Genomic DNA, 14352 nt, shown 5'->3' with positions numbered 1-14352 from the left:
TTAGATCAGGAGCAACCTATGACGAACGTCACTGAATTTATCGTGGCGGCGGAAGGCGAGCACCTCCCGATGGAGGGAGAGCCCTCGATCCTCCTGCCTCCCATGTACGACGTGTTCTGGTCTTTGGTCGTCTTCATCGTCGTCTTCCTGCTGTTCTGGAAGTATGTCCTTCCCAAGTTCCAGGAAGTTCTCGCTGAGCGCGAAGATCGGATCAAGGGCGGCATTGAGCGTGCTCAGGTCGCCCAGGCTGAGGCCAAGGCTGCCCTGGAAAAGAACAACGCCGAGCTGGCCGAGGCACGCGCCGAGGCCGCCGAGATCCGCGAGGCCGCCCGTGCGCGCGGCAAGGAGATCGAGGCACAGGCTCGCGCCAACGCTGAGGCGGAGTCCCGCCGCATCGTCGAGGCCGGCGAGAAGCAGCTGCTCGCATCCCGCGAGCAGGTTGTCTCGGAGCTGCGCAACGAGATGGGCCAGAACTCGATCTCCCTCGCCGAGCGCCTGCTCGGCACGGAGCTGTCGGATTCCACCCGCCGTTCCAACACGATCGACGACTTCCTTGCTGAGCTCGACGGGCTCAACGGCGTCTCGACGAGGAAGTAGGCGAGATGAAGGCAGCTAGTCGCGAAGCACAGAAGACCGTGGCGAACAAGCTCGATGAGCTGGTTCGCACCGCCGACGACTCCGTCGCTGTAGCCGCGCAGATCGGCACCGAGCTCTTCCTCGTCGTCGACCAGCTCGACGGCGAGCGCGCCCTGCGCGTCGCAGCCGCCGACCCGTCGCTCGACGCCACCCAGCGCGAGGGCATCCTCAACGATGTCTTCGGCGCCAAGGTGGCGGAGCCGACGCGCCAGATCCTGCACGCAGCAGCCAGCCAGGAGTGGTCCTCGTCGCGCGACATGCGTCGCGGTCTCGTCCACCTCGGCCGCCGTGCACTGATGCTCGGCGCGCAGGGGCAGGGCCAGCTCGAGCAGGTGGAGAGCGAGCTCTTCCAGCTCTCGGTTCTGCTGGAAAACGAGAAGCAGCTCACCCAGCTGCTCTCCGACAGGACGGCAGAGGCGAAGCAGAAGCGCGGCCTGCTGGCAAGCGTCATCTACGGCAAGGTGACCATGTTCACCGAGGCGCTTGCTCTGCAGGTCATCGGCCGCCCCGAGCGCAACCCGATCGACGACCTCGCCGCAGTCGCCGCGGAGGTCGCGGAGCTGCGCGGCAAGACCGTCGCGCGCGTGGCGACCGCCGAGGCTCTCAACGAGTCCCAGCGCGAGGCGCTCGCGGGCAAGCTTCACAACATTTACGGCCAGGACATCGCCATCCACACCGAGGTTGACCCCAGCCTCCTCGGCGGGATGATCGTCCGTGTTGGCGACGAGGAAATCGACGGCTCCACGCGCGGCAAGATCACGCGCCTGCGCGCCGACCTCGCCGCACAGATGGCCTACTAGACAGAAAATATGCTGGAACAAACTACCGAGAGCAGGAAGAACATGGCGGAGCTGACGATCTCCTCCGATGAGATCCGTAGCGCGATAGCGAACTACACCTCGAGCTACTCTGCGGAGGCCTCCCGTGAGGAGGTCGGCGTGGTGACTTCGGCTGCAGACGGCATCGCCCAGGTTTCTGGGCTGCCGGGCTGCATGACGAATGAGCTGCTCGAGTTCCCCAACGGTGTCATCGGCGTAGCGCAGAACCTGGAGACCGACACCATCGGTGTCGTTGTCCTGGGCAACTTCGAGACCCTCACCGAGGGCGACAAAGTCAAGAGGACCGGCGAGGTCCTGTCCATCCCGGTCGGGGAGAACTTCCTCGGCCGGGTGATCAACCCGCTGGGCCAGCCTATCGACGGCCTGGGCCCCATCGAATCCACCGAGGAGCGCGCGCTTGAGCTGCAGGCCGCCGGCGTTCTCGACCGCCAGCCGGTCGAGGAGCCGATGGCCACCGGTATCAAGGCCATCGACGCGATGACCCCGATCGGCCGCGGTCAGCGCCAGCTGATCATCGGCGACCGCAAGACCGGCAAGACCGCGGTCTGCATCGACACCATCCTCAACCAGAAGTCCTACTGGGAGACCGGCGATCCCTCGAAGCAGGTGCGCTGCATCTACGTCGCCGTCGGCCAGAAGGGCTCGACCATCGCCGGTGTCCGCGCCACCCTCGAGGAGCACGGCGCGTTGGAGTACACCACCATCGTGGCCGCCCCGGCATCCGACTCCGCCGGCTTCAAGTGGCTCGCTCCGTTCTCCGGTGCGGCCCTGGGCCAGCACTGGATGTACCAGGGCAAGCACGTCCTGGTCATTTACGATGACCTGACCAAGCAGGCCGAGGCCTACCGCGCCATCTCCCTGCTGCTGCGCCGCCCGCCGGGCCGCGAGGCATACCCGGGCGACGTGTTCTACCTGCACTCCCGCCTCCTGGAGCGCGCGGCCAAGCTCAACGACGAGCTCGGTGCCGGCTCCCTGACCGCGCTGCCGATCATCGAGACCAAGGCGAACGACGTGGGTGCCTTCATCCCAACGAACGTCATCTCGATCACCGACGGCCAGGTCTTCCTCCAGTCTGACCTCTTCAACCAGGGCGTGCGCCCGGCTATCGACGTGGGCATCTCCGTGTCCCGTGTCGGCGGCGCCGCGCAGACCAAGGGCATGAAGAAGGTCGCCGGCAACCTGCGTCTTGACCTCGCGGCCTACCGCGACCTCGAGGCCTTCGCCGCGTTCGCCTCCGACCTGGACTCCGCCTCGAAGCGCCAGCTCGAGCGCGGCCAGCGCCTCGTCGAGCTGCTGAAGCAGCCGGAGAACTCCCCCCAGCCGGTCGAGTACCAGATCATCTCCATCTGGCTGGCCAACGAGGGCGCCTTCGACGTCGTTCCCGTCGCAGACGTCCGCCGTTACGAGTCCGAGCTGCAGGAGCACATCCGCTCCAACGCCCCTGAGGTCTACGAGCAGATCGCCGGCGGCGCAGCCCTCGACGATCAGTCGAAGGAGACGCTCAAGCGCGTCAACGACGAGTTCGCGCGCGGTTTCCAGACCAGCGAGGGCCAGCGCGTCGTGCGCGAGCCCGAGGCTGAGCCGCTGGATTCCAGCGAGGTCTCCAAGCACCAGCTCAACGTCAACCGCGCCAAGTAGCCCCCTGCTTGGAAACGCACTACTAAAGGAAGGGAGGAGAGTACACCATGGCAACACTTCGCGAATTGCGTGACCGCATCCGGTCCGTCAACTCCACGAAGAAGATCACCAAGGCCCAGGAGCTGATCGCTACTTCGCAGATCACCAAGGCCCAGCAGCGCGTCGAAGCGGCGAAGCCGTACGCGGACGAGATGCTGCGCGTCATGGAACGCCTCGCGGCTGCGAGCTCCCTCGACCACCCCATGCTCCACGAGCGTGAGAACGGTCGGGTCGCAGCAATCCTCGTGGTCACCTCTGACCGCGGTATGGCTGGCGGTTACAACCACAACGTCCTGAAGAAGACGGCGGAGCTCGAGCGCATGCTCACCGACGCCGGCTACGAGGTCGTTCGCTACGTCACGGGCGGCAAGGGCGTCACGCACTTCCGCTTCCGCGACATGGATGTCGCTGGCGCGTGGACCGGCTGGTCGCAGAAGCCGACGTGGGAGGGCACGCACGATGTGCGCCACCACATCGTCAACGGCTTCCTCGCCGGTTCCGAGGGCGACGTTGAGTGGCGCGAGGGACTGAACGCTGCGGAAGGCGAGCGCGTGCGTGGTTTCGACCAGGTGCACGTCGTCTACACCGAGTTCGTCTCCATGCTGACCCAGGAGGCGCGTGTCCACCAGCTCCTGCCGATCGAGCCGGTTCTCACCGAGCTCGATTACGAGCAGGAGGACATGCTCACCACCAGCGGCGATGTCCAGCCCGACATGGACTTCGAGCCGGACCCGGACACCCTCATGGAGGAGCTGCTCCCGGCGTACGTCTCGAGGACCCTGTACTCGATCTTCTTGGAGTCCTCGGCGTCCGAGTCCGCCTCGCGCCGAACCGCCATGAAGAACGCGACGGATAACGCGACGGACCTGGCCAACAACCTGTCGCGTGAGGCCAACCAAGCCCGTCAGGCAAAAATCACCCAGGAAATCACCGAGATTATCGGCGGCGCCGGGGCGCTGTCCGGTAGCGGAGAAAGTGACTAAAACATGACTACTGCTCACTCTATTGAGGAGCGCAACGACGAGCCGTCGGGCGGGGCCGTGAACACGCAGAACCCTGCCGGTTCCGACAACGGCCGCGTCGTGCGCGTCATCGGCGCAGTCGTCGACGTGGAGTTCCCGCGCGGCGAACTGCCCGAGCTCTACAACGCTCTCCACGTCGACATCGAGCTCGACCAGATGTCCAGGACCATCACCCTCGAGGTGGCCCAGTTCCTGGGCGACAACCTCGTCCGCACCATCGCCATGGCCCCGACCGACGGTCTGGTTCGCGGCGCCCAGGTGCGCGACTCCGGCAACCCGATCTCCGTCCCGGTCGGCGACCAGGTCAAGGGCCACGTGTTCAACGCGCTCGGCGAGTGCCTGGACGACCCGTCGGTGGGCAAGGACGGCGAGCGCTGGGGCATCCACCGCGAGCCGCCCGCTTTCAAGGACCTCGAGGGCAAGACCGAGATCCTGGAGACCGGCATCAAGGTCATCGACCTTCTCACCCCGTACGTCAAGGGCGGCAAGATCGGCCTGTTCGGCGGCGCGGGCGTGGGCAAGACGGTTCTCATCCAGGAGATGATTACCCGTATCGCCCGCGAGTTCTCGGGTACCTCCGTGTTCGCCGGCGTCGGCGAGCGCACCCGTGAGGGCACCGACCTCTTCCTCGAGATGGAGGACATGGGCGTTCTTCCCGATACCGCCCTTGTCTTCGGCCAGATGGACGAGCCGCCCGGGGTCCGTATGCGCGTGGCCCTGTCCGGCCTGACCATGGCGGAGTACTTCCGAGACGAGCAGAACCAGGACGTGCTGCTCTTCATCGACAACATCTTCCGCTTCACCCAGGCCGGTTCCGAGGTCTCGACGCTTCTCGGCCGCATGCCTTCGGCTGTGGGTTACCAGCCCACGCTTGCCGACGAGATGGGCGTGCTGCAGGAGCGCATTACCTCGACCAAGGGCCGCTCGATCACCTCGCTGCAGGCCGTGTACGTCCCGGCGGACGACTACACCGACCCGGCCCCGGCGACGACCTTCGCCCACCTCGATGCGACCACCGAGCTTTCCCGCTCGATTGCCTCGAAGGGTATCTACCCCGCGGTGGACCCGCTGACCTCGACCTCTCGTATTCTCGAGCCGGGCATCGTCGGCGAGCGCCACTACGCGGTGGCCCAGAAGGTCATCGGTATCCTGCAGAAGAACAAGGAGCTGCAGGACATCATCGCCATCCTCGGTATGGACGAGCTGTCCGAAGAGGACAAGGTCACCGTCATGCGCGCACGTAAGATCCAGCGCTTCCTCGGCCAGAACTTCTTCGTGGCGAAGAAGTTCACCGGTGACGAGGGCTCCTACGTGCCGCTCGAGGAGACGATCGACGCCTTCGACAAGCTCTGCGAGGGCGAGTTCGACGCCTACCCGGAGCAGGCCTTCTCCAACCTGGGCGGTCTCGACGACGTCGAGGCCCAGTACAAGAAGCTGCAGGAGAAGTAGGAGGGCCGACATGGCTGAAATCACCGTGCAACTGGTCTCGGTCGACCGCATGCTCTGGTCGGGTCAGGCCAGCATCCTCACGGCCCAGACCACCGAGGGTGAGATCGGCATTCTGCCCGGCCACGAGCCCCTTCTTGGCCAGCTCAAGGAGAACGGCGTCGTCACCATCCGCCCGATTGAGGGCGAGCGGATCGTCGCCGCGGTGCAGGGCGGCTTCCTCTCCGTGCAAGGCGACAAGGTGACGGTCCTCGCGGACTACGCCATCTTTGCCGACGAGGTCGACTCGGCCTCCGCGGAGAGCGAGCTCGGCAATGAAGACGAGCTTCTCAAGGCTCGCGCCGAGGCGGAACTCGCGGCCGTGCGCCGCAGCTCCGCCCGCTAGGCCCGGCAGGCCTGTCTCACAGCCTCAAGCCCTCGCCCCTGTGGCGGGGGCTTGAGCATTTCCGCGTCCTGCGTCCGTCGTTCGGCTGATTGCATTGCACGGGCGGCGCACTAGAATTGCCGGGTAGGACGCGCGTGTAAGTCTCGCGCGGTAGACCGGCGTTTCCACTGGACAGGAGTAGCGGATGAAGTTTGTGGTTGTTGCGCTTCTGATCGTGTGCGCCCTCGCGGGGGCTGCGGCCGTCTGGCGGTTCGTGCGGGTCCGCAACGCCGGCGCCCGGGGCCTGTTTCGCCAGCTTCCGGCGTCTGGCCTGCACGGCTGGCGCCACGGGGTGCTGCGTTACAAGGGAGAGGAACTTGAGTTTTTCAAGCTCCGCTCCCTTTCGTTTTCCCGGGACCTCGCGCTGGCGCGCCGCGACATCTCGATCACCGGGCTGCGGGAGCTGACCGAGCAGGAGGCCGACTTCATGCCGGGGGTGTCGGTGGTCCTGCAGTTGGACTGCCCCGCGGGAGCCTACGAGTTCGCGGCGGACCGCCGCACCGAGATGGCTCTGGTGTCGTGGGTGGAGGCCGCGCCGGACCGCCGCCAGGAGCGGCGCGACCTGACCTTCCAGGCGCACCAGGCCCACCTGGCGCACCAGGCGCAGCGGGGGAGGGGCAAGGCGTAGGCCGCGCCGCGGGGCGGTACCCTGGTTCGCATGCGTTTGATCATTGCCAGGTGCTCCGTCGACTACGTGGGGCGTCTCGACGCCCACCTGCCCACCGCGAAGCGCCTGATCATGGTCAAGGCGGACGGTTCTGTGTCCATCCACGCAGACGATCGCGCCTACAAGCCCCTGAACTGGATGACCCCGCCGTGCACACTGCGTGAGGAGGCGGTGCTGGACATCGAGGGCACCGACACGGGCGAGCAGCTGTGGATCGTGGAGAACCCGAAGGGCGAGCAGCTGCGCATCTCCCTCGAGGAGGTGCTCCACGAGACGTCGGTGGAGCTCGGGGAGGACCCGGGCCTGGTCAAGGACGGCGTCGAGGCCCACCTCCAGGAGCTGCTCGCGGAGCACATCACCGCGCTTGGCGACGGCTTCTCGCTCGTGCGCCGGGAGTACCCCACCGCCATCGGCCCGGTGGACCTGCTCGCCCGCGACGCGACGGGCCGGACGGTCGCGGTGGAGGTGAAGCGCCGCGGCGGCATCGACGGCGTCGAGCAGCTCAGCCGCTACGTCGAGCTGCTCAACCGCGATGACCTGCTCGCCCCGGTGTCCGGGGTCTTCGCCGCGCAGGAGATCAAGCCGCAGGCGCGCACGCTGGCGGAGGACCGGGGCTTCCGCTGCCTCGTGCTGGACTACGACGAGCTGCGCGGCATCGAGTCCAACGAGCTGAGGCTGTTCTAGGGCCATGCCGCGCAGGAACAGGCGGGGCAACATCACCCCGGCGCGCTCCCTACCCCGGGACGGGTCGACCTACCTGGGCACCCGGGAGGAGGAGGGGCCGTCGTGGACGCACGGCGAGCCCTACCTGGTCCGCACCATCGGGTCCGCGGCGGCGCAGAAGTTCTACGTCTGCCCGGGCTGCAACCAGAACATCCCGCCGGGGGTGGCACACGTCGTGGCGTGGCCGAAGGAGACGGGGCGAGGGGCGGAGGATCGCCGGCACTGGCACCGGCACTGCTGGGGGCGTCGCTAAGCTGGGGTCCATGATTGCTGCTTTTTCCGTCGCCCCGACGGTGACCAACAACCCCACAGCGGAGATGTCCGCCGCCGTCGCGCGGGCGGTGAGGGTGGTCCGGGAGTCGGGCCTGCCCCACGAAACGACCGCCATGTTCACCACCGTGGAGGGGGAGTGGGACGAGGTGATGGACGTGATCAAGCGCGCGACGCAGGCGGTGGAGGAGGTCTCCCCGCGGGTGTCGCTGGTGATCAAGGCGGACATCCGGCCCGGCTACACGGACATGCTGCACCAGAAGGTGGAGTCGTTGAACAAACACTTTGAAAACGAGCACTTTGAAAACGAGCACTTTGAGAACGAGCACGGAGAGAGCGAGGAGTAAGGACCCATGGCGGATTTCGGAGCGGGAGCGGTGGACCTGTCGGCACTGGGAGGCGAGGAGGCCGGGCCTTCGGGTTTCGAGGCCTTCATCGAGGCGACGCAGGACAACCTCGAGGAGGAGGTGATCAAGCGCTCGGTCCAGGTCCCGGTGATCGTGGTGGTGGGCTCGTCGCGCTCGCCGCAGTCCGAAGAGCTCACCGCGGACCTCAGGGACCTCGCCGGCGGCCAGCGCGCGTTCCGCGTGGCCTACGTCGACGCCGACGCGCACCCGATGCTCGCGCAGATGCTCGGCGTGCGCAGCGTTCCGACCACCCTGGCGCTCGCGGCGGGGCGCCCGGTGGCGAGCTTTGAGGGCGGACAGCCGCGCGCCCAGCTCGAGCAGTGGGTCTCCACCCTCGTCTCGCAGATCGGACCGCAACTCGAGGGCCTGCCTGACGACGCCGATGGGAACGCCCCCGGCGAACCCGCGCCCGACCCCCGCCTCGACGCGGCCACCGAGGCGCTGAACCGCGGAGACTTCGACGCGGCGACGTCCGTGTACGACGAGATCCTCGCCGAGGAGCCCGGCAACGCCGAGATCAAGCAGGCGAAGGCCACCGTGGCGGTGCTGAAGCGGCTGAACCCCGCCAACCGCACGACCGACCCGATCGCGGAGGCCGAGGCGGCGCCGGGGGACGTCGACAAGCAGCTCGACGCCGCCGATGCCGAGGTGGTCGCGGGCGCCCCGGAGAAGGCCTTCGACCGCCTCATCGCGCTGGTCAAGGCCGAGCCGCGGGCGAAGGAGCGCCTGCTCGAGCTGTTCACCCTCTTCGAGCCGGGCGACCCGCGCGTGATCGCCGCGCGCACGAAGCTCGCCTCGGCTCTGTTCTAGGGCGCTAGCGCACCAGCCGGTAGTACTGGACGCTGAGCGCGGGCAGGTGCAGCGCGACCGACTGCTCGACGCCGTCCCAGGGCGTCGGCTCGGTGTGGACGAGCCGCGGAAGGTCGTTGCCCGCGCCGCCGTAGACCGCGTCGTCGGTGTTGATGATTAGCTCCCAGTTGCCCGCCTCAGGCAGCCCGACGCGGTAGTCCACGTGCGAGGCCCCGGACAGGTTGACCACGGCGAGCACCGGCACCGCGTCGACGCCCCAACGCACGTAGGCCAGCACGTTGTGGTGGGCGTCGTCGCCCTTGATCCACTGGAAGCCCAGCGGGGTGTTGTCCTGGGAGAACAGGGCGGGGGTGTCACGGTAGACCATGTTGAGGTCGCGGACGAGGCGGCGGATGCCGCGGTGGTACTCGTGGCCCCAGCCGTCGCCGACGTTGTCCCAGTTGATCGAGTGCGCCTCGTCCCACTCGGTGGTCTGGCCCCACTCGCAGCCCATGAACATGAGCTGCTTGCCGGGGTGGGAGAACATGTAGCCGTAGAGGGCGCGCAGGCCGGCGGCCTTGTTCCAGTCGTCGCCGGGCATACGCTGCCACAGCGAGCCCTTGCCGTGCACGACCTCGTCGTGGGAGAACGGCAGGACGTAGCGCTCGGAGAAGGCGTAGACCAGCGAGAAGGTGATCTCGTTGTGGTGGTGCGAGCGGTGCACCGGGTCGAGGGAGAAGTACTCGAGGGTGTCGTTCATCCAGCCCATGTTCCACTTCAGGCTGAAGCCGAGGCCGTCGGCGGAGGTCTGGGCCGTCACGCCAGGCCAGGCGGTGGACTCCTCGGCGACGGTGACCACGCCCGGGTGGGTGCGGTGGACGGTCGCGTTCATCTCCTGGAGGAATTTCACGGCGTCCCAGTGCTCGCGCCCGCCCTGCTGGTTCGGCAGCCACTCGCCGGGGTTGCGGGAGTAGTCGAGGTAGAGCATGGAGGCCACGGCGTCGACGCGCAGCCCGTCGAGGTGGAACTCCTCGCACCAGTACAGGGCGTTGGCGACGAGGAAGTTGCGCACCTCGTTGCGCCCGAAGTCGAAGACGTAGGTGCCCCAGTCCTTCTGCTCGCCGCGGCGCCAGTCGGGGTGCTCGTAGAGCGCGGTGCCGTCGAAGCGGGCCAGCGCCCACGCGTCCTTCGGGAAGTGCGCGGGGACCCAGTCGACGAGCACGCCGATGCCGTGGGCATGGAGCTTGTCGACGAGAGCGCGGAACTCGTCCGGCGTTCCCCACCGCGCCGTCGGCGCGTAGTAGCCGGTGACCTGGTAGCCCCAGGAGCCGCCGAAGGGGTGCTCGGCGACGGGGAGGAACTCGACGTGGGTGAAGCCGTTGTCCACGAGGTAGGGGACGAGCTCCTCAGCCATCGTTCGGTAGTTCGCGCCCTCCTTCCAGGAGCCGATGTGGCACTCGTAGACGCTCATCGGGGCGTTGGTGGCGTCGATGCCCGGCCGGTTTGTCATCCACTCGTCGTCGCCCCACTCGTAGGAGGAGGCGTCGGCGACAATGGAGACCGTCTCCGGCGGGGCGAGGGTCTGCTTGGCCAGGGGGTCGGCCTTGTCCACGCGCTCGCCGCTGGCGGTCTGCACCGCGAACTTGTACGCCGTGCCGGGGCCGATGCCGGGGATGAAGATCTCCCACACGCCGGTGGAGCCCAGTGTGCGCATGGGGTACTGGTTCGGGTTCCAGTTGCAGAACTCGCCGACCACGGCCACGCCCTGCGCGTTGGGCGCCCACACGGCGAAGGAGGTTCCCGTGACCTCGCCGAGCGAGGTGGAGTAGGAGCGCACGTTCGCGCCGAGGACCTCCCAGAGCCGCTCGTGGCGGCCCTCGCCGATCAGGTGCAGGTCGAGCGCGCCCAGGGTGGGCAGGAAGTGGTAGGGGTCCGCGACGATAACGGGCTTGCCCTCGGGGTAGGTGACGCGGAAGCGGTAGTCGGGGGCGTGCTCGTCGTCGAGTCCGGCGACCCAGATGTCGTCCCCGATGCTCTCCATCTCCACGTGGGTGTTGTGGATGAGCAGCTCGACGCGCTGCGCCCCGAGCAGGCGCGCGCGGATGACCGACCCGTTCGCGGTGGCGTGCCAGCCGTAGAAGTCGTGCGGGGCGTGGTGCTTGCACGTCAGCAGACGCTGGCGGTCGTGCTCGGGGATGAGAAGCGATGGATCGGTGCCCGTCATGGCCTTCCTTACAGGGGTTGTCGGGTGCTGGTGTGTTGTTTCGACGCTACCGGAAAGTGCGGCTACGGCCTGTAGTCGTGGTCCGAGATGCGGCGGAACGCGAGGTTCTCGCGGCGCTGCGCGATCACGTCCGGGAGCCGGAAGATGTGGGCGACGTTGCTCTCCGGCGCGAGGCGGACGTAGTTGTCGGTGGACCACGTGTAGTCCGCCCCGGTGACCAGGTCGTGGACGGGGAAGGACTCGCCCGGGTTGAGGCCGATCGCCTCGGCGTCGACGCGCAGCATCGCCTCCTGCGTCGCGGTCGGGTCGAGGTTGATGACCACCAGGACGGCGTTGCCGCTGATCGCGTCGACCTTGGAGTACGCGATGATCTGGTCGTTCGACACCTCGTGGAAGCGGATCTGACGCAGCTGCTGCAGCGCCGGGTTCTCGCGGCGGATCGTGTTGAGCAGCGCGATGTAGGGCTCGAGGGAGTCGCCGCGCTCGAGGGCAGCGGCGAAGTCGCGCGGGCGCAGCTCGTACTTCTCCGAGTCCAGGTACTCCTCGCTGCCCTGGTGGACCGGCTCGTGCTCGTAGAGCTCGAAGCCGGAGTACACGCCCCACAGCGGGCTCATCGTCGCGGCGAGGGTGGCGCGCACGGCGAAGGCAGCCCGGCCGCCGGTCTGCAGGGAGGCGTGGAGGATGTCGGGGGTGTTGACGAAGAGGTTGGGCCGGGACACGTCGGAGACGTCGACAAGCAACTGGGCGAAGTCGGTGAGCTCGGCCTTCGTGGTCTTCCACGTGAAGTGGGTGTAGGACTGCGAGAACCCGGCCTTGGACAGTCCGTACATGCGCGGCGGGCGGGTGAAGGCCTCGGCGAGGAAGATGACCTCGGGGTGGGTCTCGTGGACCTTCGCGATGAGCCAGTGCCAGAAGTTGACGGGCTTGGTGTGCGGGTTGTCCACGCGGAAGGTGGTGATGCCGAGGTTCACCCAGTACATGAGGACCCGGTAGATCTCCTCGTAGAGCGCCTCGGGCGCGTTGTCGAAGTTGATCGGGTAGATGTCCTGGTACTTCTTCGGCGGGTTCTCCGCGTAGGCGATGGTGCCGTCGTCGAGCACGGTGAAGAACTCCGGGTGCTCGGCCGCCCACGGGTGGTCGGGCGCGGCCTGCAGGGCGAAATCGAGGGCGATCTCCAGGCCGAGCTCGTCGGCGTGGACCTTCATCGCGAGAAACTCCGCCTCCCCGCCGAGCTCGGGGTGGAAGGCGTCGTGCCCGCCGTCGGCGGAGCCCACGGCCCACGGCGAGCCGACGTCGCCGTCCTCGATCACCAGCGCGTTGTTGCGCCCCTTGCGGTTCTCCGTGCCGATCGGGTGGATCGGCGGGAAGTACACGGTGTCGAAGCCCATCGCGGCGACGCGGTCGAGAGCCTTCGCCGTGGTCTCCCACGTGCCGTGCACAGGATTGCCCACGGCGTCCACGCCCCCGGTGGAGCGGGGGAAGAGCTCGTACCAGGAGTTGACCAGCGCCTCGCGGCGCTCCACCAGGATGTCGCAGACCGGCCCGCGGGTGACCAGCTCGCGCAGCGGGTAGGCGTCAAGGACCTCCACCACCTCTTCGCCCAGGCCGGGGCGCAGGCGGTCGTCGAGGGGGAGGGTGTCGTCGGCGAGCGCGCGGCGGGCCCGCTCGAGCACGGCGCGGTCGGGCTCGGGGGTCTGGGCCGCTGCGGCGTCGAAAAGCTCGATGCCGTGGGCGATGTCGTTGGCGAGCTCGGCCGCGCCCTGGCCTGCGTCGAACTTCTTCGTCACCGCGTTGCGCCAGGTGGCCATGACGTCGCTCCACGCGTCGACGCGGAAGCGCCACAGGCCGGGGCTGTCGGGGACGAACACCGCGTGGACGTAGTCGGGGCGGTAGACCTCCTGCTGCATGTGCACGGAGAACTGCTCGCCGTCCGGCTGCATCAGCTCGAGGGTGGCGGCGACGGCGTCGTGGCCCTCGCGCCACACCAGCGCGAAGATGGGCACGACCTCGCCGACCACCGCCTTCGACGGCAGCGTGCGCCCGGAGATCTGCGGGCGGACGTCGTCGATGCCGAAGCGGCCGATCGCCGGAGTCGCGGGGGTGCTCGTCGTCCTGGTGGTGCTGTTGCTCATCCTCTTGCCCATCCTCGTCCTGTGCGTTGTCCGTTCCTGTTGAGGCTGTTTTCTCTGCGCCGGCCTGCGCGAAACGGGCGGCGCCGCAGCCAGCTCAGGTACGCCACCCCACACTAGTGTCAGAACACCCCGCGCGCCGGGCGCACCGGGAGGGCGAGATTTAGGACAGAATGGAGGGCGTGAGTGACCAGAGCCTGAACCCAGAGGAAGCAACCGATCCCGACCTGCTGCTCGATTTCCGCGGAGTCGAGTTCGTCCGCGGGGGAAAGACGCTGGTCGGGCCCGTCGACTGGCAGGTCGAGCTCGACGAGCGCTGGGTGGTGATCGGCCCGAACGGAGCCGGCAAGACCACCCTGATCCGCATCGCCTCCGCCCAGGAGTTCCCCTCGCGGGGCAGGGCGTTCGTGCTCGGGGAGAGGCTCGGCCGCACCGACATGCGCGACCTTCGGGCGTCGATAGGCGTGACCTCCTCGGCGGTGGCGCAGCGCGTGCCGGCAGGGGAGACCGTGAAGGACCTCGTGGTTTCCGCGGGCTACGCCATCCTCGGCCGCTGGCGCGAGGAGTACGACGAGATGGACTACGACCAGGCCCTCGAGGTGCTTGAGCAGGTGGGGGCGCTGCACCTCATGGAGCGCACGTGGGGCACCCTGTCCGACGGCGAGAAGAAGCGCGTCCTCATCGCCCGCGCGATCATGACCAACCCCGAGCTGCTCATCATGGACGAGCCCGCCGCCGGCATGGACCTCGGCGGGCGCGAGGACCTCGTCGCCTACCTCGGGGACCTCGCGCTCGACCCGGACGCGCCGGCGATCGTCATGATTACCCACCACGTCGAGGAGATCCCCTACGGCTTCACCCACGCGATGCTTCTCGACGAGGGCCAGGTGATCGCCCAGGGTCTCATCGACGACGTGCTGACCTCGGAGAACGTCTCCAAGGCCTACCACCAGCCCATCGAGGTCACCCGCACCGACGGGCGCTGGGCCGCGCGCCGCTCCCGCCGCGGCGGCACCCACCGCGCCCCCGCCGAGGAGACCCGCGGGCAGGGGCGAGGGTAAAAAGGCGGATGTGCAAGGCTGAAGAAGTGAGATAGCAG

14 protein-coding genes are annotated in these 14352 nt (G+C 67.8%); 12 read left to right on the top strand and 2 right to left on the bottom strand.

Annotated features, from left to right (window positions below):
• Positions 1-18: 18 nt before the first annotated feature.
• From DYZ02_RS02270 to DYZ02_RS02220, 11 genes are all read left to right on the top strand, one after another.
• Entirely contained in the window at positions 19-597 is a 579-nt protein-coding gene (locus DYZ02_RS02270; RefSeq protein WP_115684812.1) for a F0F1 ATP synthase subunit B, read from the top strand.
• A gap of 5 nt (positions 598-602) precedes the next feature.
• Positions 603-1436, top strand: coding sequence for a F0F1 ATP synthase subunit delta (locus tag DYZ02_RS02265; protein ID WP_115684811.1), 834 nt, complete (start codon positions 603-605; stop codon positions 1434-1436).
• Positions 1437-1445: 9 nt separating this feature from the next.
• On the top strand, positions 1446-3113 hold the full coding sequence (atpA, locus tag DYZ02_RS02260) for a F0F1 ATP synthase subunit alpha (RefSeq protein ID WP_115684810.1): 1668 nt from the start codon (positions 1446-1448) through the stop codon (positions 3111-3113).
• A 47-nt stretch (positions 3114-3160) separates the two neighbouring features.
• On the top strand, positions 3161-4135 hold the full coding sequence (locus tag DYZ02_RS02255) for a F0F1 ATP synthase subunit gamma (protein WP_115684809.1): 975 nt from the start codon (positions 3161-3163) through the stop codon (positions 4133-4135).
• Between the two features lie 3 nt (positions 4136-4138).
• Positions 4139-5623, top strand: coding sequence for a F0F1 ATP synthase subunit beta (gene atpD / locus DYZ02_RS02250; RefSeq protein WP_115684808.1), 1485 nt, complete (start codon positions 4139-4141; stop codon positions 5621-5623).
• A 10-nt stretch (positions 5624-5633) separates the two neighbouring features.
• Positions 5634-6005 carry a F0F1 ATP synthase subunit epsilon gene (locus DYZ02_RS02245; RefSeq protein WP_115684807.1) on the top strand — a complete coding sequence of 124 codons (372 nt, stop codon included), beginning with the start codon at positions 5634-5636 and terminating at the stop codon, positions 6003-6005.
• Positions 6006-6189: 184 nt separating this feature from the next.
• A complete protein-coding gene (locus DYZ02_RS02240; RefSeq protein ID WP_115684806.1) occupies positions 6190-6672 on the top strand; it encodes a DUF2550 domain-containing protein in 483 nt (160 codons plus the stop codon).
• A 30-nt stretch (positions 6673-6702) separates the two neighbouring features.
• Positions 6703-7395: an endonuclease NucS gene (gene nucS / locus DYZ02_RS02235; protein ID WP_115684805.1), complete on the top strand. Its 693-nt coding sequence runs from the start codon at positions 6703-6705 to the stop codon at positions 7393-7395.
• A gap of 4 nt (positions 7396-7399) precedes the next feature.
• Positions 7400-7687, top strand: coding sequence for a hypothetical protein (locus DYZ02_RS02230; protein WP_115684804.1), 288 nt, complete (start codon positions 7400-7402; stop codon positions 7685-7687).
• A gap of 10 nt (positions 7688-7697) precedes the next feature.
• Positions 7698-8051 (top strand): thiamine-binding protein, encoded by a 354-nt coding sequence (locus DYZ02_RS02225; protein WP_115684803.1) that lies wholly within the window; start codon positions 7698-7700, stop codon positions 8049-8051.
• 6 nt (positions 8052-8057) lie between these two features.
• On the top strand, positions 8058-8921 hold the full coding sequence (locus DYZ02_RS02220) for a co-chaperone YbbN (RefSeq protein WP_115684802.1): 864 nt from the start codon (positions 8058-8060) through the stop codon (positions 8919-8921).
• A 4-nt stretch (positions 8922-8925) separates the two neighbouring features.
• Here the strand turns inward: DYZ02_RS02220 and glgB are convergent, their stop codons facing one another.
• Positions 8926-11124, bottom strand: a complete 2199-nt coding sequence (gene glgB, locus DYZ02_RS02215; protein WP_115684801.1) for a 1,4-alpha-glucan branching protein GlgB — start codon at positions 11122-11124, stop codon at positions 8926-8928.
• Between the two features lie 62 nt (positions 11125-11186).
• A complete protein-coding gene (locus DYZ02_RS02210; protein WP_115686328.1) occupies positions 11187-13256 on the bottom strand; it encodes a maltotransferase domain-containing protein in 2070 nt (689 codons plus the stop codon).
• Between the two features lie 170 nt (positions 13257-13426).
• On the opposite strand from DYZ02_RS02210, the gene DYZ02_RS02205 reads away from it, so the two are divergent.
• Entirely contained in the window at positions 13427-14314 is an 888-nt protein-coding gene (locus tag DYZ02_RS02205) for an ABC transporter ATP-binding protein (protein WP_115684800.1), read from the top strand.
• Positions 14315-14352 lie beyond the last annotated feature (38 nt).

The organism is Corynebacterium senegalense (assembly GCF_900411315.1).
Classification (GTDB): domain Bacteria; phylum Actinomycetota; class Actinomycetes; order Mycobacteriales; family Mycobacteriaceae; genus Corynebacterium; species Corynebacterium senegalense.
This window is presented reverse-complemented; position numbering and strand designations above follow the sequence as displayed.